Consider the following 21,129-nt stretch of genomic DNA (forward strand, 5'->3'; position numbering starts at 1 on the left):
CTTTATACAATATGAAAAATTTAATCAGAATTATAGCCATCGCCATCTGGGTTACAGTAATTTCCAGTTGCAATAAAGGGTTTGATAAATTAAATATTAATCCAAATAATCCGACAGAACTCGACGCGGCATTCTTGTTTACGAGTGCACAATTTGGAACGCATGGAGCCACGATGGAAACCGAGCCAACCATTGTGCAGCAATTTGTTAATCCGTTTTCGGGAATCACCTCGGCATTTAATTTTAACCAGCTGAATCAAACTTATACTTCGTCAAAATGGAATGCTGAGTATACGGGAACAAATACTGGCGCAACAAGTTCTTCAGGCCCTGTTCAATTACTCGTGCAGATATTAAGCCAAATCAAAGGCAATCCGGCAAGAACAAATTTATATAACGAAGCCAGAATCTGGAAAGCTTATCAATTTATGATGTTGGTAGACACTTATGGAAACGTACCGTACAGCGAAGCCGGACAAGCCTATTTATCGAATGTGCTTACCCCTAAATACGATAACCAGGCAGCGATTTACACCGACCTGATTAAAGAAGTTACGGAGGCAACGGCAGCTTTAGATCCGGCAAAGGATATCGTAAAGGCTGATGTGTTTTACGGTGGCAATATCGCCCAATGGAAAAGATTGGGTTATTCCTTATTGCTTCGATTGGGCATGAGGTATAGTAAAATAGATCCTGCAAAAGCGCAAGCTATTGTGCAAGCTGCCGTAACTGGTGGTGTAATGACATCAAATGCCGACAATTGTTATCTGAAATACAATACCACTTATGTGAATCCGGTGAGCCAAAGTATTACGGCGATAGCGAATACCTATTATTTAGCGGCCCCCTTTGTAGATCAGCTAAAAAATAGCGGCGATCCACGATTGAAGTATATATCTGGTAAATATGCAAATCCATTGGCAGCACCTACATCCGTGCCAGATACCACATCGGCAAATCAGTTCGGACTCCCTATAGGATATAGCAGTGCTACTTTACCAACTGCACCGGGATTTAGAGGTGCTAACGGCTCGGGTTTTAATTATTCGCAGGTTAATTATAGTATTTTTGGTAGTTTAACTGCACCGCAATTTTTTATCACCCACGCTCAAACGCAATTCCTGCTGGCAGAGGCCGCTGTTAGAGGCTGGATAACCGGTGGCAGTACACCAGATGTTTATTATGCTAATGGTATACGTGCGGCAATGGACCAATGGACAACCTATAACCCCGCAGCCATTATTCCTTTAGCTACGCAAAATGCATTTATTAATAATCCCGTTAATGCTTATAATGCGGCAAATGCACTCAACCTGATTAATACGCAATATTGGGTGGCTTCCTGGGGCAATGGTACCGAGGCATTTGCTAACTTCAGGAGAAGTGGTTTCCCTGCTTTATCGCCCAATACCATCCCAGGGCAAAGCATAACCGGAGGTTTTGTTCGCAGGTTTGTTTACCCAACGCTTGAGCTTTCTGCTAATTTAACAAATTACCAGGCAGCCGTTGCAGACAATGGCGGGCCAGATAATATGGACACACGTATCTTTTGGGATAAATAGAAATGCAAGAGCCTGTATCATAATTGATCAGGCTCTTTTTTTTGATAGAAGTACTAGTAAGAAACTAATGTCGTTACGCTGGAAGGAGCGAGATTAATTCCAAAGTTACTACCGGTTACAGCAAAACTGTTTGTACTAAGGTTGGCTGAGCTGGTTGTAAAATATCGGTTGAAACCGGAAACGGTGATACCACTGAAATTGAAGCTTTGATAAGTGGTCGCTGCATTTTGGTTGATGATCACAACAACTAATTTTGTTCCGCTTTTATATGCAGTAGCATATACACCTGTTGAAGGATTTTCTGAACAGGCTATTTTATTAAAACCCGGGCGTACATATCTGGCATATTGAGCTATAACGTAACCAATTTTTTGAATATTGCCGCTTTCACTGATCGGGCCGTAACTTCTTCTGATGTACCACCAGACATAGGCACTCCATCCTGAATTCATACAGTCGTGTATTTCTTTGGCAGCAGTCATGGCATTTGACCAGTCCTCTCCACTGATATTTGAGTTTGTATAGTGTTCTGTCATCCATACAGGTTTACCAATGTTGCCTAAGTTGTACGGGGTCTTACCATATATATGTCCGCAAACGAAGCTTGTTTTAGATTTTGCTGTGGCATTGCTGAGGTAATTGTTTATGTAGGTTTGATTCATCTGGAAAGGTTCGGGTGCCATAATCGGGGCACCACAATTGCTTCCTTGAGCAGCAACAAAGTCTGCTACTTCCGGAGCGGTGAGTTCCATAGATTCATAATTAACTTTGTAATCTGGTTCATTTGTAGGACTAATTGCAGCAAGCCCGCCGACTGCTGTGTTAAATGCACTTAAATGTGCAGCATAATTTGCGTAAGATGTTGTTTTTATTTTGCCACCTACAATACTCCCATTGGTTTTCATCGATGCAGGTGCTGACCAGGCGGAGGCAATTGCTGAGCCACCGAACGACTTGCAGGCATCTATGGTTGCTTTTTCAGCGGCAAATTCTGAACTGGAATTAGGAACCCGAACCCGGACTATACTAAGTCCGATGCCACTTGTAGGTGAGAACGCGGTATTTCTTTGGGTGCTCGTCAGGTCGCCTGTCCAGGCAACAATATTTGCTCCGCCAAAACCTTTGATCGTTTGTTGTACAGTACCAGCGTCAATTGTTGCTGTTGCTAAAAGATCAGCGTTGGTGATTTTTTGTTTATCAGCGCTAATTTCGGAGCTGAATTCGGGCTGAGTCTGGTTTTTAGCACAGCCAGCTAGCAATAGCATTGCAATAGCTACTTTAAATAGGTTTTTTTTCATGGTGAAAGATGTATTTAAATATTTGGTTATGTGGCATATACCACCAGAACTAATTTAAATGACTTAAGGAACAGGAAAGGTAACGGATGTTTATAATTAAGCTATAAATGTTGAATAAAAAAACTACCTTCATCATACTTCGTTATAATTTATAGCGAAAACAGTTAGACTGTGATTTACCTTTCAATTCACGTATATTCGTTCATGCTTTTCCAATTTGGCCTACGCAGTTCACTTTTACTCATCTTTTTTACGCATTTACTGGTTTACGCTTTTTTGTTTTGGAAACGCGGACACCTGCAGGAGCGTTTATCCGATAGGCTATTGGGTACATTTGTTTTTTTATCGGCGCTTTTTATATTTCCATGGATGTCTGGATTTGCCGGTTGGTATGATACACAGCCTTACCGCGAAATCTTATTTTACACGCCCTTCATTCATGCACTCTTTTTTGGCCCGCTGCTTTATCTGTATTTAAAAAGTCTGACCAATGCACAATACCGTTTGCAAAAACGCGATTGGTTGCATTTTATACCCGGATTACTTTATGTTATTTGGGCTTTAATTACGGCAGTTACCGACAAATTGATTGTAGGACATTATTACCTGATGAACGGGAAATCAGATCCGGATTTTGACAGTTGGTATAATTGGGCCTGGTCTACCAGTTTAATGGTTTATCTAATCTTATCCATCCGCTATTATCGGCAGTATGTTGTTTTTTCATGGTACGAATTCTCTTTTGCCGATGCGGCCAGTTTTAAATGGTTGCGCAATTTCCTGTATGCCTTCGCCGTGTTGACCATTTTGCTCATCTCTGAACATGTACTGGGTTTATTTATTGATCTTTTTTACATCAGAACCTGGTATTATTTCTTCGCTTTCGCGATCATTACTTATTATATGGCAATCAGCGCCTATTCAGCCAAGCCAATCATCAAGCTGAATTTTGAGCCCGCCTTGCTGCTGAACTATCAGCCTTTGCTAATAGAAGAACCTATTTCAGTAGTGGAAGACAATAGCTGGATGCTGGCGTGGATAGCCAGTATCGAAGTACTGATGGATATTCAAAAGGTTTATCTGGAACCGGAATTAACCTTGACTGAACTGGCAAAAAAGGCTGGAACAAATGCATCTGTACTGAGTAAGGTCATCAATAAAACCTATGGTTTAAATTTTAGTGATTATGTGAACCGTTATCGGGTTAACGAAGTAATCCGCCTTTTGGAACAACCTGAATATAAAAACTTCACTTTACTGGCGGTAGCCTACGATGCGGGTTTCAATTCCAAATCTACTTTTAACCGGGCCTTTAAAAAGGTAACCGGTATGAGTCCTAAGGATTATCCAAAAAAATAGTGGTGTCAGATCATATTTTGAAGCGACCTGCTTTAATCCGCAAGCGACTTTTGGAGTATGAAAACAATTCTCCTCAGTTTATTTCTTTTTTACAGTCTGAATGCAGTGGCCCAAATCACAGGTACTGTAAGCGACGAAAAAATGCAACCGCTATCCAGCGCCGTAATCAGGTTATATCAGTCCACTAAACCAGTCAAAATTTTACTCACAGATAATCAGGGACGGTTTGCCTCTAATGGTACAGCCGACTACATGATCATTAGCTATACAGGTTTTCTGGCAGATACCTTAAGAAACCTAGGTCCGGATATGATTATCCAACTCCGTCCAGATGTCAATATGTTAAAAGAGATCGGTGTAATGGCTCGCCAACCGATCATTAGTCAGGAAACCGATCGTATGGTAATCAGTGTTAATGCGCAGGTTAAAAATTTGGCCAGCAACGGGCTGGATATTGTGAACCTTGCACCAGGTGTAACGGTAAGTGATAATGAAGACATGATTATGATGAGTGGTAAGGCTGAAGTGCAGGTAATGATCAATGATAAAGTAGTGAGGATGACTGCCCGCGATCTGGCCAAAATGTTGAAGGCTATGCCAGCAAGCAGTATAAAACAGGTAGAATTCATGAGTAATCCACCGGCTAAATACGAAGTAAACGGCAATACCGGCATCATAAATGTTAAAACCAATGGCGTTACCAAAGGGTTAAGGGGTAATATAGAATACAGCACTTCGCAAAGTAATCATAACTGGACCGATCTTTCCGGCTTATTAAATTATGGTACAGGTAAATTAGCTATTAGCGGTTATGGCGCCTGGCATAGTGGTGGTTATCTGATTGAAAATACGAAAATTCGACAGCTGTATCCTGATGTGATCAATCAGCAAACCATAAGCCTTGATAAATGGAGCGATCCGGTTTTTCGGATAACTGCAGATTATGCTTCCAGCAGAAATAGCACTTTTGGTGCGGTAATAGAACGGGAGTCCAGTACGAATATGGGGAGCTATGATACTTATTCGCAGCAAGGCGCTAACAGCTATCAAACCTTCAGCCATAATTCTAGTGTGCGGTATTGGAATACCTATAACTTGAACTATCGGTACAGCGATACGTTGGGTACGGAGTTGACTGTAGATCTGGACCGTGCCGATTTTTATAAGGACGGCAGTATCGCCCAGGTAACTACCGGACAGCCGCAGCTGAACTACCAAATAACAACTGGTATAAAGATCACAACTTTTAAAGTAGATTATACACATTCATGGAACAATAAACTCAAAATCGAGTCAGGTCTTAAAATTGCTGCTGTACAAACCGATAATACCCAGGATGAAAAACTTTTTCATTATCATGAAAATATCCGGGCATTATATACCAGTTTAACACAATCTAAAGGCAATTGGGGCTGGCAATTGGGTTTGCGGGCAGAACAAACAGCAGCCAGGGGTGAAACCAATTCACTCATTAAGCCTGATACAAGTTATGTTAACTTATTGCCTTCAGCGTTTTTTACTTATGCGCCAAACGCCAAACATCATTTTGGCTTGTCGCTGAGCCGCAGGATCAAAAGGCCAAATTACAGTGATCTGCAGCCTTTTTCTTATGTGCTCGACCCACTTAACCAGCAAACGGGTAACCCTGGTCTGCATGTGCAGCGCACTGACCAGGCTGAGCTTACTTATACTTTTAACGATAGGGTATCGCTCATCAGTACCTTTAGCCATGCAACTGATTATTTCAATACTGTTTATCGCCAGTCGGGCAGTATTCTGATAGAAATGCCTGCTAATGCTGGCACATTCAGTACGCTGAATTTCGACTTGAACTACCCGGTGAAGATCAAAAAATGGTGGAATATGCTGAATAAACTTAATATTGGGAAAGATCACTTTAGCGGCGAATTGTTGCAAGGCAAACTTAATCAGGGCAAATGGCGCTATCAGATTTCCAGCAGCCAGCGTATTACCCTGTTCAGCAAATATCAGTTGCAATTGAGTGGGCGATATACTTCTGCTTCGCAAAATCTGATTTACCAGCAGCAAAGCAGCGCCAATGTTAGTACAAGTATCGGCCGTAAATTTTTTAATGATCAGGCTTTACTGCGGATCGGGATCAGTGATATTTTTAAAACCCAGCGTCAATATACGAGTGTAAATTTCGGTAGTTTACAATATACTGATTTGGGCACTTTTGAGAGCCGCCGTGTTTCCCTCAATTTCAATTGGCGGTTTGGCAATAACAAAATTCGGCAAACTGAAGAACGGCGCCGTGGTGATGCTGATGAAAAGGGAAGGAGCGGAAGTTAATTGATGTAGCATTGCTTCAGGTAAAAGAAGGCGATTTTTAAATTATTTGGCTTTGTTATGTAATTTATACGATGGTCTTAGCGAGACGCTAAGACTAGATTGTGACTAGGTTCTTATCAAACTCGTTATTAAGGTTTCTTGTTAGACTCAAAACCATATAATCGATTTTGGTAGAGGTAGGAAGCCATTTGGTAATTGGATATCGCCTCGTCAATCAATTTCTGGTTTGCTGGTATAGCTACTGCACCTCCAGTGGTAAAATCGGGCTTGTAAGTAGCTACTTTTTTATTCGGGTTAAGAATAACCAGGGTTTTGTTTTTGATGTATCCCAAGCTCTGGTAAGTGCTAATGAAAGCCCTTTCATCGCTATCTTTCATTTTAAATACGTCCTGACCAAAAAACTTGCTGTCGTAACTGAAATTCAGGTAACCCAAAATGGTCGGACCAATATCAATTTGCGCAGTGAGTTTTTCGAATTTGCCTGGCGCAATGTGTCCCGGGCTGTAAAAAATCATCGGAATATGGTATTTATCAACCGGTAACTCTACCTTACCTGCGCTTGAAGCACAATGATCGGCAACGATAACAAATAAGGTATTCGAAAACCAGGGTTTCTGCTTCGCTTCGCGTATAAACTTACCAATAGCATAATCAGTATATTTAACTGCACCTTCTCTGCCTGTATGCGAGGGAATATCAATTCTTCCTTCAGGATAAGTATAAGGACGGTGGTTCGAAACCGTCATAATCTGTGCGAAAAAAGGTTTTTTGTTTTGATAATCCTTATCCAGTTCGCGTAATGAAAGCGTAAATAAATCTTCATCTGCCACACCCCAAATATTCGAGTAATGGATTTCTGAATCCTGAAGCGCACTTCTATCCGTTACCTGATAACCATTATTAGAAAAAAACTCGTTCATGTTATCAAAATATCCATAACCGCCATAAATAAACCTGCTGTTGTAGCCTTTCGAACGAAATATGCTACCTAAAGTAAACAGGTTTTTATTATCAGGACGTTTTACAATAGATTGGCCTGGTGTAGGTGGGATACAAAGCGATAGCGCCTCTAAACCACGTACTGTACGTGTTCCAGATGCATATAGGTTACTAAAAAGCAGACCCTGTTTGGCCAGCGAATCGAGTTGAGGCGTAATGTGCTGTGTATTGCCAAATGCACCTAAAAATTCAGCACTTAAACTTTCTACACTAATCAGTACTACATTCATTTTGTTTTCGGTACCCGTGCTGCTGATGTTTCTGGACGTATTTTTAAATGCCCCTTTTGCAACTGTATCTTGTTGCAGCAAATTGCTCAGAATATTCTCCGCTTTTCTGATCGGAAGTGTTTTGTAAAAAGTGTTATAGTCCAGCTGATTATTCCAAAAAGCAAATCCAAAATCATACATGCCATTACCAGAAAGCTCGTTTACATATTGGTTTTTGCTCAGGTATTTCAGTTTATGGCTTACACAGAAATAGGTAAGTACAGGCAGGCACAATAGAATAAGGGCAGTTTTGGTCCGTTTACCAAAGCCTGTTGCATTGGTGGTAGAGGTGGTGATCGGTTTTCTTAACAAATAAACAACTAATGATGTTACGATAACCAGGCCAACCATAATACTGTTTATCGGGTACGATTGGCGGATATTTCCTATAACTTCTGTGGTGTAAACCAGGTAATCGACCGCTATAAAGTTGTAACGGACCGAAAATTCTTCCCAAAAGAACCATTCTGAAATGGCATTAAAAATAAGCGTAAAAACGACAAAGAAAAAGTAAATGAACAATAATACCCTGTTAAATTTGCTGGCATGCCATTTAGAAGGGAGCAGCCATAGGTAAATAACAATCGGAATGATGGCAAAAGATGCTGCTGCAAGATCATAAAATAAACCAATAATCAGAATTTTAAGCAGATTCAGAACCGACCAATCCACAGCAGACGCACTATAAATTAACAAGGCCACTCTTGTAATCAGCGAAATACTACACAATAGCGCAGTAACTAAAAAAACTGGTCCAAATCTGTGATATAGTAATTGATTGATTTTTTCTTTAATGCTCATAGTTGATGATGGATCCAAAATTTGAATTTACTTGCCAGGTGTTAAGTAATTGGCGAAGGTAGTTTTCAATTCTGAAGAAATCCTGAAGGTTTGGTTAGGCTTAAAGATATTATTAAAGTAATATATTTAATAATTTTTTAATCTTATTTTAATTTGGGGTATGATCCAGGGAAATCGCTTTTAACATTTCTCTGATAATTCTTCTTCTTTTTGCGAATGTCTAAGCGTTATGTTTGCCACTGAAGCACGAAAAACACGGAAAGACTTTAATTTCCTCCGTGATTTCCGTGTTTCCGTGGCTAGTTAATTTCTGCACATGTTTTAAAAGCAATTTCCCTTGGGTATGATCAATTACCACTTGAAAATTGCCTTCTATTTTAATTTCATCAAATAAAACGAATTCATAGCAGCCCAAGAAAGGTACTTATACTACAGTTTTCCTTCAGTATTGGCCGATAATATTGCCGTGTTTATGGGGAGAGAAGTACATGGATTTACTAAAATGATAATTGCATTTTTAATTTCCCGGTTTTAATGATTACTTTATGGATAACGAAATAATTAACTAATGAAAATTTTAGTCATTGAAGATGAACAGGCTTTACTGGAAAGTATCCTTGCCTATTTTATGGGAGAGGGCAATATTTGTGAGCATGCTTCAGATTTTGTCGCTGCCGATGAAAAAATATCACTTTATAGCTATGATTGTATTCTTTTGGATTTAGGCTTGCCCGGTGGGGAAGGACTGGCGCTCTTGACCAAGCTTAAACAACTAAAAAAAAGAGATGGGGTATTGATTATTTCTGCACGGCACTCTTTAGATGATAAACTAATGGGGCTTGATCTCGGTGCAGATGATTATTTGGTTAAACCTTTCCATTTGTCTGAGCTTAAAGCCCGTGTTAGTGCTATTATACGCCGCAAGAATTTTGATGGCAATAATGAGATTCTTTTTAATGAGATCACTGTAGATGTTTCGGCAATGAAAATTACTGTTAAAGGCAAGCAGGTCATCCTCACCAAAAAAGAATTCGATCTGTTGGTGTATTTTCTTTCTAACCGCAATAAAGTGGTTACTAAAAATGCAATGGCTGAGCATTTATGGGGCGATGAAATGGACCTCTCAGATGATTTCGACTTTATTTATACCCACGTTAAAAATCTCCGTAAAAAATTGATTGAAGCAGGATCAGCTGATTATCTTCGTTCTGTTTACGGAATCGGCTATAAATTTGGCGAGGTATGAAACTTTCCAACCGTTACAATAAGGCAAATATTTTAACCTCTATCGTTGTATTAATCATTACAGGGATTATTTACTATGTTGTAATTCATTTCATTCTGACAGAAAAATTAGATCGGGATTTAGCAGTTGAAGAGAATGAAATTAATCAATATGTAAATACTTATCATAAACTTCCCTTACCTGCAAATTATCTCGATCAACAGATATCATATAAAACCCTAAATGGAATTAATCCAGAAAGAGAATTTTTAAATACCATTTATTTTAATCCGAAAGAGCGCGAAAGCGAACCTGGACGAAGTCTCGTCACCATTGTACATTTAGATGGTAAAACCATAGCGGTCACCATAACCAAATCGAGGGTAGAATCAGAAAACCTGATCAGGATCATTCTCTTAATAACACTTGGAATTACTGTTGTTTTACTTTTATCCTTATTGCTGATTAACCGATTCGTATTGAACAGGCTTTGGCGGCCTTTCTATTCTATTTTAAACAGAATGAAAGCCTTTGAGGTGGCCCGAATGGATACCATTGAACAAGAACCTACTAAAATAGATGAGTTTAATGAACTCAATAAATCTGTAAACGCCATGGCCGAAAGGGTAAGGCAGGATTATAAAGAACTTAAAAGTTTTACCGATAATGCCTCGCACGAAATGATGACCCCACTGGCCGTAATTAACTCTAAATTGGATTCTTTACTGCAAACAGAATCGTTTACCGAGCAACAGGGCGCATTATTAGAAGATATTTATCATGCCACAGGCAAATTATCAAGATTGCATCAGTCACTATTGTTGTTGGCCAAAATTGAAAACAACCTGATTCCTGATTTTCAGCAGCTCGAACTTAAAGAAATGGTAGCGGTTAAAGCCCGTCAGTTCCAGGAATTATTGGAAAAGAATAAATTAACCCTGACCGCCGATCTTTCCCCGGTTAAAGTTACCATGAGCCGCTACCTGGCAGATATTTTGTTGAACAATCTTTTTAGTAATGCGGTGCGGCATAATATAACCGGCGGGCACATTTTTATTAAATTAGATCAACGCAGTTTAAGTATTTCTAATTCAGGTAAAGCCCGCCAGATACAAACAAAAATTTTCGATCGCTTTTCTAAAGCCGTAGATTCTGATGGGATGGGGCTTGGTTTGGCCATAACCAAACAGATCTGTAACCTTTATGGCTTTCGCATTGATTATCAGGAAAAAAATGGAGCGCATACTTTTACGGTCTATTTTAATGTAGAATTGTCATCCTGATGGTTAATTTATTTGATAAAATCAATATAAATTTACAGATGGATAAAGAATGAATGACCTCGAAGTATCATTTCGACCGTAGTGTAGAACCCGAAGACTCTGCGAAGCAAAATCTTTTAAATTTGATTTCAATAACTTAGTCCAAAGATCTCTCCACTTCGCGTTGCTCCGGTCGAGATGACGACCATTCTATTAGAGTCTGTCAATGGTAGCTTGTCGAAGGACCTGTTTTAAATGTCTTAAAAGGCGTTTCGACGACCTGTCCCGATTCATCGGGAGGCTAAACTTGATAAATTTAAATGAATTACAATTGATTAGACAGCCGCTGTCAAATTACCTGTTGCAAATCTGATTTAGAAACCAGAGTTCGACTAATACTTAAAAATTAATATACTTAATTAGGACAAATTGCTAGCCGTTTCGTCATGCTGAATTTATTTCAGCATCTTTCCTGTTAAACCGCCTTGCTATAAAGACCCTGAAACAAGTTCAGGGTGACGGCCGTTCATGCAAAAGTACCAAAGAACCCAAATTAAAGCACATTATTAATCGAACCCAGATTAGAAAATAGTTTCGTTCACCCATATCTTCAGAATTTCTCCATAATTCGATCATAGTTTTGATTAAAATTTAAACTATGAAAAGGTTTTTAGGAATGCTGTTGATTATGGTAATTTATTCCGGTCAAACTTATGCCGCTGCCCTTATTCAGTCGATCCAAATTATAGATTCGCTTAAAAATGTTCCTGCAGATTCGCTAGGGCGATGGTATGCGGGTAATCCGATTCCTAAAAAAAAGTTTCAGGCAACAGCGTTTATTGCACCTGTGTTACTTGCCGGCTACGGTTTTGCAGCGGTATATGATCATGGTGCATTAAAACAACTGGATGTAAGTACCCGGGCAGAATTACAGGAAGATCATCCTTTATTTGCGGCCCATGTTGATGATTATCTTCAGTTTGCACCTGCTGCAGCAGTTTATGCGCTTAATCTATCGGGCATAAAAGGCAGGCATAATTTATTTGATGCATCCATGTTATATGTAACCTCTGCTGCCATTATGGGCATTTCTACCCATTTTGTGAAACAGGGCGTTGGTAGGGAGCGGCCAGATGGGTCGGGGTATAACTCTTTTCCTTCAGGACATACTGCTTCTGCATTTATGGCTGCAGAATTTTTGCACCAGGAGTATAAAGATGTTAATCCGTGGATTGGTTATGCTGGTTATTTTGTTGCCACGGCCACCGGAACATTGCGGATGTATAACAATAAACACTGGTTTAGTGATGTTGTGGCAGGTGCCGGATTCGGGATTGCTTCCACAAAAATATCCTATCTGGTGTATCCATATATCAAAAGCCTTTTTACCACAAAAAAAGATGGGAATTTTACTTTCATGCCTTTCCATCAGCAAGGCAGTACAGGTTTAATGCTTTCGGGCAGATTTTAATATTATTCACACCAGAATGGATATAAAGGTTAAATGTCTGATTTTATGCTTGATTACTTTTTGTGTAACGAGGGCAGCGGCGCAAACCGCCTCAAAAAATCTGGGCTATTATCTAAAACAGGCCGAGTCGGTTAGTCCGCTACTTAAAGATTATCAGAGTCAGCAGCGTGCTGCTGGCATAGATAGCCTGATTGTCCGTGCTACTGCAGGAGCACAGGTTACGGCCAGTTCTACGGGCATCTACGCACCCACTGTTCGCGGTTACGGTTATGATGAGGTGCTTACCAACGGACAAGCGCTGGAAGCTTTACTTAATGTAAATTACGATCTGCTAAACAAAAAGCGGATCAAAAATCAGCTTGAGGGGATTAAAATTCAAAGCGATTCCATCAAATATGCAAGCCAGCTATCCTTATACGATTTGCAAAGAGCCGTAATCGATCAATATATTTCAGCTTATGCCAGTCAGGAACAGGTTGGTTTTAACCTCGAAGTGGTTAAACTGCTTGAAACGGAAGAAGTATTACTTAAAAAACTAACCCGGAGCAACATTTACAGGCAATCTGAATATTTAACCTTTCTGGTGACGCTGCAACAGCAGCAATTGTTGCTTAAACAAGCCGAATTGCAACTTAAAAATGATTTTGCAACATTAAACTACCTGGCTGGGCTTGCCGATACCATCCCGGTTAAGTTAGTCGATCCAAAATTACAGGCTGACTTTAGTACAACTGCTCAGGGTTTTTTTAATAAACGTTTCGATATTGATAGTTTAAAAAACATCAATCAAAGAAACGCAGTTCAATTTAATTACCATCCTAAATTAGGCGTGTATGCAAACGGTGGTTATAATTCTTCATTTGCGCTTCAGCCCTACAAAAATTTTGGCACCAGTGTGGGTTTCACTTTTTCTGTTCCCATTTACGATGGACACCAGAAAAAAAAGCAGTACGAAAAGCTCAGTTTGGCCGCTAAAACAACTTCAAGATACCGCGATTTTTTTACCCGGCAACAGCAGCAGCAATTACAGCTTATTCGACAGCAGATTAACCAGACTGATGCACTTTTTCCGAAAATTAAAGAGCAGATCCGTTTAAGCAAAGGTTTAATCGAGGTAGATAGCAAACTGATGCACACAGGTGACCTGAAGGTCGCTGATTTTGTAATTGCAATCAACAACTATATGGCAGCTCAGAACGTGTTGAGGCAAACCAATATTAGCCGATTAAAACTAATCAATCAATTAAATTACTGGAACCGATAACCATGAAAAATATATTAAAATTGTGTTGTGGGTCTATCGCCATATGGTTTGTTTTTTCGGGGTGTAACCATTCAGCCCCTGCAGATACTCAGGATGACCCTTCGCCAATTACTCCCGTTCAGGTCACTACGATACGCGATAGTGCACTGGCAGAATATGTAGAGCTTTCGGCAGCATCGGCCTATCTGGAGAAAAGTTTTGTAAAGGCAAACATCAATGGTTATGTAGAAAATACCCATGCCGTATTGGGAAAGCAAGTAAGCAGCCATCAACTATTATTTAGTTTAATTACCAAGGAAGCAAAATCTATTGGCAATAGCGTAAATAAACTCGATGCCGGTTTTAATTTTTCAGGTATTTCCAATATCAGAGCCGATCAGTCCGGAACAATTATCCAGGTAAACCACCAAAAAGGAGATTATGTCCAGGATGGAGAAGCCCTTGCTACTATTAGCAACCGCAATAGCCTGGTTTTTCTGCTCGATTTACCTTACGAATATCATCAACTGATTAATCAGAATAATAATGTGGATATTCTTTTGCCAGATGGAACCAAAATGACCGGAAAGGTTTCAGGCACAATGCCTGCTGTAGATTCATCTGCACAGACCCAACGTTATGTGCTTAAGGTAAGTTCTGGCAAAGATATTCCCGAAGGTTTGATTGCAAAGGTAAGATTAACCAAAATGAAACATGCACAGGCCCAGGTATTGCCAAAATCGGCGGTATTGGCTAACGAAACCGAAGATGAGTTTTGGGTAATGAAACTCATCAATGATTCAACAGCTGTAAGAATAAACGTGAAAAAAGGCATCGAAAACCAGAATACCATTGAGGTGCTCGATCCGAAATTTTCGAAGACAGACCGGATCATTACAACTGGAAATTACGGAATTGCTGATACGGCTAAAGTCAAAATCCAGAAATAGCCATGAACAAGTTTTTCATTTCCCATAAAAATCCTATTCTGGCCACGCTGCTCATCATTATTGTGGGTGGGGTATATTCCTTTAATCAACTCAAAACGGGACTTTTTCCTGAAATTACTTTTCCAAAGATCAAAATTATTGCCGATGCAGAATTACAACCGGTTGATAAGATGGTGGTTACCGTAACCCGGCCTTTAGAAAATGCGGTAAAACAAGTGCCCGATCTTCAATTGGTTAGAAGCACCACCAGCAGAGGCAGTTGTGAACTTTCTGCATTTATGAATCCTGGTGCCGATATTGATCTAAGTCAGCAGCGCATAGAATCGCAGATTGCCAAAATTAGTGCTTCATTGCCGGCAGGGGTTAATATTTCGGTAGAAAAAATGAATCCGTCTATCCTTCCGGTAAGTGGATACAGTTTGGAGAGCCATAATTATTCATCTGTTGAACTGAAAAAAATCGCTACTTATACCGTAAAACCTTTTCTTTCGCAAGTTGATGGGGTTTCCGAAATCCGCGTAATAGGAGGTAAGAGTAAGGAATATTGGCTGGAGCTTGATGTACAAAAAATGCAAACGCTAAGCATTACCCCAGATCAGATCAGCACGGCACTCAGTCAAACCAATTTTATAAAATCTAACGGCTACCTGTCCGATCACAATTACCTGTACCTGTCTGTCACCGATGCTACTGTAAAAAACAAAAGTGATCTGGAAAATCTGGTGCTGAGCAGAAAGGGCAACCGGATTATTAGGGTAGTAGATGTAGCAAAGGTAAACATCCAGCCAAGCGTAGAATATACCCGTATTAATGCCAATGGGAAAGACGGAGTCCTGATTGCAGTAATTAAACAGCCTAATGCCAATCTGGTCGATCTTTCTAACGAGATGTTTACCAAAGTAGCGCAACTGAAACGTATCCTGCCTGCGGGCGTAAATATAAAACCTTACTACATACAGGCCGATTTTGTAAACGAATCCGTAAAAAGTGTACGCGACAGTTTATTAATTGGTTTGGCATTGGCCATTTTGGTGGCTATTATTTTTCTGAGATCATTGAAGGCAAGTATCACCATTTTAATTACCATACCCATCACCCTTTGTTTAACCGTAATTGTACTTTATTTTATTGGTTATTCCCTCAATATCATGACACTTGGCGCCATTGCTGCTGCCATCGGTTTAATTATTGATGATGCCATCGTAGTGGTAGAACAAATTCATCGTGCACACGAAGAGCATCCGGAAGAATTGACCATGCGACTGTTGAGCAAAGCCGTTAGCTATCTTTTTCCGGCTATGCTGGGTTCTTCTATTAGTACGATAGTGATTTTTGTCCCTTTTGTATTGATGACGGGTGTTGCAGGCGCTTATTTTCAGGTAATGACCAACACTATGATTATTACACTGATTTGTTCTTTCTTTGTTACCTGGATCGGTTTACCCGTAATTTATCTTTTACTCACCCGAAAAGGGGGCAGCCACGCGGCTTCGGGTAAAACGTCAGCCATACACGAGGTTAAATCACAAAGTTGGGTGCCATACTTTATTCAACGACCTTATATTACCATTGCATTTATACTGGTGCTGATCACCTCGATTGTAGTCATTTTCCCAAGATTAGAAACCGGATTTCTTCCTGAAATGGATGAAGGCAGTATTGTACTGGATTATGCATCTCCCCCTGGTACCTCTTTATCGGAGACAGATCGGATGCTGAAAGAGGTAGAGAAAGAAATCGTTAAAATTCCAGAGGTTGAAGCTTATTCACGAAGAACCGGAACGCAGATGGGTTTTTTCATTACCGAACCCAATACAGGCGACTATCTCATCCAGCTGAAACATAAACGGACAAAAAGCACAGCGGAGGTAATTTCTGAGATCCGTAAACATATTGAAAATACACAACCCGCATTAACAATCGATTTCGGGCAGGTAATTGGCGATATGTTGGGCGATTTAATGAGCGCGACCAAACCCATAGAAGTGAAAATTTTTGGCAACGACCAGGAAAAACTGCAGAGTTTAGCTCAAAAGGTAGCCGATCTGGTTTCGCATGTGGGCGGTACCGCCGATGTGTTTGATGGCATTGTACATTCAGGGCCAACGGTAAATATTCAGCCAGATTTTATCATGCTGGCACAGTATGGTGTTAGTCCAGCATCCTTTCAATCGCAGCTCCAAACCGCCATGCAGGGTACTTTAATTGGCGATTTATATGATAATCAACAGCTTTCGCCCATTCGCATGGTTTACCCCGGAAGCAGAACCTTTAGCGTGGCGGATATCAATAAGCTTAAAATTTTCTTACCCAATGGAATTGCAGTGCCTATACAGCAATTGGCCAGGGTTGATCTTAAAGCAGGGAATGCAGAAGTAGAAAGAGAAAATTTGCAGACCATTGGCGTTGTTAGTGCAAGGTTAAATAACCGTGATCTGGGCAGTGTAATGAAAGATCTGAAGAAAACCGTAAATGCCAATATAAGCCTTCCTTCTGGTTATCATATTGAGTATGGCGGCGCATACAAAGAACAGCAACAATCTTTTTCTGAACTGCTTACCATCCTGATCGCCTCGAGTTTGCTGGTATTTAGCGTAATTTTGTTCCTGTTTAAAGATTTTAAAATTGCTTTTCTCATTTTATTGATCTCGGTACTGGGCATTTCCGGAAGTTATTTAGCCCTGTTTTTAACCCATACACCACTCAATGTAGGCAGTTATACCGGGTTGATTATGATTGTAGGTATTATTGGCGAGAATGCCATATTTACCTTTTTACAGTTTAAAGAATCTCTTGTAGAACAAAGTGTTGATGATGCGATAACCTTTGCCATTTCTACCCGGTTAAGGCCTAAATTAATGACTGCACTTGGCGCAATTATCGCCTTAATGCCTTTGGCTTTAGGCATTGGAGCAGGTGCACAACTGCACCAGCCATTGGCCATAGCTGTAATTGGTGGTTTTATTGTAGCGCTGCCATTATTACTCATTGCCTTACCAAGTTTGATCAGGAAAATTTATAGGTAGTAGAGTAAAACCCATTCTAGCGCGAGTCTTAGCGCCCATTGACTTAAGCATTGGCCAGACCTGTGCCTTAGCAGTATCTTAAAGATCGTTAATCAAAGCACAAGTCATCCAGCCCGCTTGCCTAGAAACTAAGACCCGCGCTAGTAGGGGGGAGTTGTAACATTCCTAGTTAAACTGCTCCAATTAATTGTCTTTTTTATTTGAATACAATTGAAAAAATAATTATTACTTAAAAAAAGTTGTATCAACAATTTTGATTTGGGGCAAATCCTTTTCAAGTTTTTCAATTTGTTTTTTATCAACTACAGAATCTGATATATCTATAATCTTAAGTGATTTAAATTTACGAAGATCAGCTATCATGTTATCGATATCTACATTTCTAGGAATTGAGAATTTCAGCTTTTCCAATTCTGTTAATGCCACTAGATTAGCGTCGAATGCAGAAATAAATAAGCCAACCAAGTAAAGTTCTTTTAAATTTTTCAAGTTGGTGATTCCTTTTGGCATATCTACTAAAACACCATTTTTCGGCATTATTTCAGTTTTGATGGCTGGAAAAACCAAAGTCGAATCATTGAATACATATAGCCGTTCGATATTCTTAATCTCCTCAAAATTATCTAAAGAAGTAAATTTTGAATAATTTATCGTCAGATCTTTTTGATGGCTTTGTCCAATAGCGGTATCCATGCAGCTAAAATAAATAAAAATTAAAGTTACTATATTTCACATAATAGAGATTTAAATACATTTTATAAGTCAACGTGCTCTTTGAGTTTTACTATAAATTGACCAATGATTCAGCTTACGATATAATTTATAATCATAGATCATAAATTTTTGGAATTCATAAATCCCAAAAGAAACTTTCGCAGTATCGTTCTGAATGGTAATTTTCCCAAAATCAATTCTTATTCTATTATCATTAAAGGAAGTTGGACTAAGATTGATCATATCTTCATTCTTTTTATCAGAATTAATATAGCGAAGATTAAACTTATTTGTTTTGACTGGCCACTTCTCATTAACCAGTTTTGTCTTTATGATAAATATAGTATCTGGTTTAGACACTAAATCCTTAAATAATTGTTCATCATCTAATATTTTAGTTATAATTTTGTTTGTATCAGTTATCAGAGTAGGTGATTGAATACTACTTTTACAAGCTATTAAGCAAAAAAATATCAGGAAAGGGTATGTTTTGTTTATCATTTTTATTGTCTAGATTTTACTCTGTAATATCTTAACCATTCTTGTGCATTTGCAGGCTCTAATCTATTAGAACCTGGAGCCGCAATAATATCTTCGAAGTACCAGCCTGCTTCATAAGAGCCTTTACCTGTTACAACTCCTGCCATTCTTTTCGGTAAATTGTTAGCATCTCTTCCAAAATGGACAAATTCATGTAATGTCGTTATCGTCAAAATTAAGCCAAGTGCCTGATATTTGGTTGGCGTATTAGCTATATCCAAATCGTTAACGTAACCATTATCAATTTTCAAAATTTTATTTTTATTATCAAATTGCCCGACTACGTCGTTACCGTTAGCATCTTTTAGATTATTAATCACTATTACTTTGGGGCCTTTACCTGGTTGCATTAGCTCCTTTATTCTTTTTTCTGTAAGTCCTGTTGTTAAGCTTAAAGCTTTAAGAATGTTAGGGTAATGCGTAAGAAAGTTTGGTAAATCATTAACTAAAAGCTTTGAATTTTGGATAACTGTTTAATTCTGAAATATCTAAGTTTGGCAAATTTACGGTTAGCGTATTATTGTCAATTAATTCTTTACAAAGGGTTTCTGGATTTTCAACTAAATATCCTACTGCCCATTGGCCAAACTCTATGTCAGGTTGGGTTATGGTATTCTGCCTATCTAGATAATCAGCAAGGGCAGCAGTAATTTCTACATTGGCAGGATTTCTTAAAAAAGCCTGTTGCTCGTACGTTCCTATACCCAATTTTGTAATTACATAATCTGCGGTTAATGTATTTAAATTTACGTTTGGACCATGCGTTGTTGGATAAGGTTCAAAGCTGCCCTCTAAACTTGTCGCATTCGGATCACCAACTGTTCCACCACCATCTGTAACTATGTTTCTACTACCATCCTCATAATAAACACCAGGAATATATGCGTTGTAAATGGGCCACCCGGAAGACAGATAACCGGTTTGTCCGCTACCACCGCTGCTACTCCCACCGCCACTGCTTCCGCCTCCAAATATAGATGACCATTGTACCGCTAGTCTCCATCCTCCAGTATTATAATGTTCTGATAATCCAAATAAATGGCCTATCCAACCAATCACATCATCAATTAGGGTAGCTGCCCATGTCCAAAAGTTAGATACTTTTTTATCATTCAGACCTCTTAATGATTGCAGTTTGTTATTTTTCAAGGTAGTTGCTAAATTATCTAAGGAAGGATCGTTACCAAATTTTAAGCAATAAACATCGGTAATAATATTGTTTTCTATATTTCGTACAAAAATGGTATCGCCTGTCAAGTTCCATTCATATAATTTGCCCTTTCGAGATCCATTATTGTTTGCCTTGTTATTCTCAGGTACGAAATTAAGCAGATAAGAATGTAACTTACCACCATTATTATCCTGTATAAAAAATACTTCAGGCGGCGTTTGATTGTTATAATTGATGTTCGAGCCTGGCTTTCGAACATAATTACTTTTTGATTCAGGCCGTAGGCTTTGTCCATGGGTATCGAATGCTCCGTTATTAATCAGTCCAGTTATGTTGTTATTGTTTATCACTGGTATACGTACAACATGCTTTCCTTTTAATGTGCCTTGCCTGGCCTTATTCCAGTCTAGCGTGAATAGCTTAAAAGCAGGATTGTTTTCGATACTTTGATTAAGCGTGCTTTCAGCTATAAGCTGATTTTCATGCTCTTCTACAGGTGGAATTGGGTAAAATCGATCTTTTCTACAACTTTGTGTCAGAAATAGGAACAATAAGACTAGGCAAGCCATAGCTTTGCCTTTACGGAGTGTTAATTTGGTCATTGTTAATTTAGATATTTAAAATTGAGAGGAACGATTACTCAAACATACGATAACATTCTCATTATTTCAAAGACGTTTATTAACAACTCCCGAAAAGACTGGTAAATTTATTTTCAGCTTTTTAACAGCGTAAAAGAATTTTATTTTATCACATCAAGAAGCTGTTTCTAAACAGACAACTTTATTTAGAAAGTAGTAATGCACTTCTAAAATGTATCCTCAACAGATGTTTTACTAATCAATTGTAGTAATTAAAAATTAATCAATCGTTTGCGCTGTTATTGGTCTTGTAATCCCCAATAGCTTGTAGTACTTTTAAAATAC

The 21,129-nt window shown here is 39.0% G+C and carries 15 protein-coding genes; 9 read left to right on the forward strand and 6 right to left on the reverse strand.

Going from position 1 to position 21,129, the window contains the following annotated elements; translation table 11 throughout:
• The first annotated feature begins 11 nt into the window (after positions 1-11).
• Positions 12-1,562 (forward strand): SusD/RagB family nutrient-binding outer membrane lipoprotein, encoded by a 1,551-nt coding sequence (locus OQX63_RS06015; protein ID WP_265849987.1) that lies wholly within the window; start codon positions 12-14, stop codon positions 1,560-1,562.
• Positions 1,563-1,615: 53 nt separating this feature from the next.
• Here the strand turns inward: OQX63_RS06015 and OQX63_RS06020 are convergent, their stop codons facing one another.
• Positions 1,616-2,860 (reverse strand): glycosyl hydrolase, encoded by a 1,245-nt coding sequence (locus tag OQX63_RS06020; RefSeq protein ID WP_265849988.1) that lies wholly within the window; start codon positions 2,858-2,860, stop codon positions 1,616-1,618.
• Positions 2,861-3,064: 204 nt separating this feature from the next.
• Between OQX63_RS06020 and OQX63_RS06025 the strand changes: the two genes are divergently transcribed.
• Together OQX63_RS06025 and OQX63_RS06030 are read left to right on the forward strand one after the other, a co-directional pair.
• A complete protein-coding gene (locus tag OQX63_RS06025) occupies positions 3,065-4,219 on the forward strand; it encodes a helix-turn-helix domain-containing protein (protein ID WP_265849989.1) in 1,155 nt (384 codons plus the stop codon).
• A gap of 57 nt (positions 4,220-4,276) precedes the next feature.
• On the forward strand, positions 4,277-6,532 hold the full coding sequence (locus tag OQX63_RS06030; RefSeq protein WP_265849990.1) for an outer membrane beta-barrel family protein: 2,256 nt from the start codon (positions 4,277-4,279) through the stop codon (positions 6,530-6,532).
• Positions 6,533-6,660: 128 nt separating this feature from the next.
• Here the strand turns inward: OQX63_RS06030 and OQX63_RS06035 are convergent, their stop codons facing one another.
• Entirely contained in the window at positions 6,661-8,601 is a 1,941-nt protein-coding gene (locus tag OQX63_RS06035) for an LTA synthase family protein (protein ID WP_265849991.1), read from the reverse strand.
• Positions 8,602-9,169: 568 nt separating this feature from the next.
• On the opposite strand from OQX63_RS06035, the gene OQX63_RS06040 reads away from it, so the two are divergent.
• The 6 genes from OQX63_RS06040 to OQX63_RS06065 all read left to right on the forward strand — a co-directional run bounded on the left by OQX63_RS06040 (position 9,170) and on the right by OQX63_RS06065 (position 17,778).
• Positions 9,170-9,847 carry a response regulator transcription factor gene (locus OQX63_RS06040; RefSeq protein ID WP_265849992.1) on the forward strand — a complete coding sequence of 226 codons (678 nt, stop codon included), beginning with the start codon at positions 9,170-9,172 and terminating at the stop codon, positions 9,845-9,847.
• Complete coding sequence (locus OQX63_RS06045) at positions 9,844-11,109, forward strand: sensor histidine kinase (protein WP_265849993.1); 1,266 nt, start codon at positions 9,844-9,846, stop codon at positions 11,107-11,109. The genes OQX63_RS06040 and OQX63_RS06045 overlap by 4 nt, the downstream gene beginning before the upstream one ends.
• A 637-nt stretch (positions 11,110-11,746) precedes the next feature.
• A complete protein-coding gene (locus OQX63_RS06050) occupies positions 11,747-12,559 on the forward strand; it encodes a phosphatase PAP2 family protein (RefSeq protein WP_265849994.1) in 813 nt (270 codons plus the stop codon).
• Between the two features lie 49 nt (positions 12,560-12,608).
• Positions 12,609-13,823, forward strand: coding sequence for a TolC family protein (locus tag OQX63_RS06055; RefSeq protein WP_265849995.1), 1,215 nt, complete (start codon positions 12,609-12,611; stop codon positions 13,821-13,823).
• 2 nt (positions 13,824-13,825) lie between these two features.
• Positions 13,826-14,752, forward strand: coding sequence for an efflux RND transporter periplasmic adaptor subunit (locus OQX63_RS06060; protein ID WP_265849996.1), 927 nt, complete (start codon positions 13,826-13,828; stop codon positions 14,750-14,752).
• Positions 14,753-14,754: 2 nt separating this feature from the next.
• Positions 14,755-17,778, forward strand: coding sequence for an efflux RND transporter permease subunit (locus OQX63_RS06065; protein ID WP_265849997.1), 3,024 nt, complete (start codon positions 14,755-14,757; stop codon positions 17,776-17,778).
• Between the two features lie 225 nt (positions 17,779-18,003).
• Here the strand turns inward: OQX63_RS06065 and OQX63_RS06070 are convergent, their stop codons facing one another.
• The 4 genes from OQX63_RS06070 to OQX63_RS06085 all read right to left on the reverse strand — a co-directional run bounded on the left by OQX63_RS06070 (position 18,004) and on the right by OQX63_RS06085 (position 20,805).
• Positions 18,004-18,471: a hypothetical protein gene (locus OQX63_RS06070; RefSeq protein ID WP_265849998.1), complete on the reverse strand. Its 468-nt coding sequence runs from the start codon at positions 18,469-18,471 to the stop codon at positions 18,004-18,006.
• A 69-nt stretch (positions 18,472-18,540) separates the two neighbouring features.
• The gene (locus OQX63_RS06075) at positions 18,541-18,993 is read right to left on the reverse strand and encodes a hypothetical protein (protein WP_265849999.1); all 453 of its coding nucleotides are present in this window, start codon (positions 18,991-18,993) and stop codon (positions 18,541-18,543) included.
• Positions 18,994-18,995: 2 nt separating this feature from the next.
• The gene (locus tag OQX63_RS06080) at positions 18,996-19,499 is read right to left on the reverse strand and encodes a hypothetical protein (protein ID WP_322974285.1); all 504 of its coding nucleotides are present in this window, start codon (positions 19,497-19,499) and stop codon (positions 18,996-18,998) included.
• A complete protein-coding gene (locus tag OQX63_RS06085; RefSeq protein ID WP_265850000.1) occupies positions 19,474-20,805 on the reverse strand; it encodes a hypothetical protein in 1,332 nt (443 codons plus the stop codon). Before OQX63_RS06085 ends, OQX63_RS06080 begins: the two co-directional genes overlap by 26 nt.
• Positions 20,806-21,129: the final 324 nt, after the last annotated feature.

Source organism: Pedobacter sp. PF22-3 (assembly GCF_026239555.1).
In the GTDB taxonomy this organism is placed as follows: Bacteria; Bacteroidota; Bacteroidia; order Sphingobacteriales; family Sphingobacteriaceae; genus Pedobacter.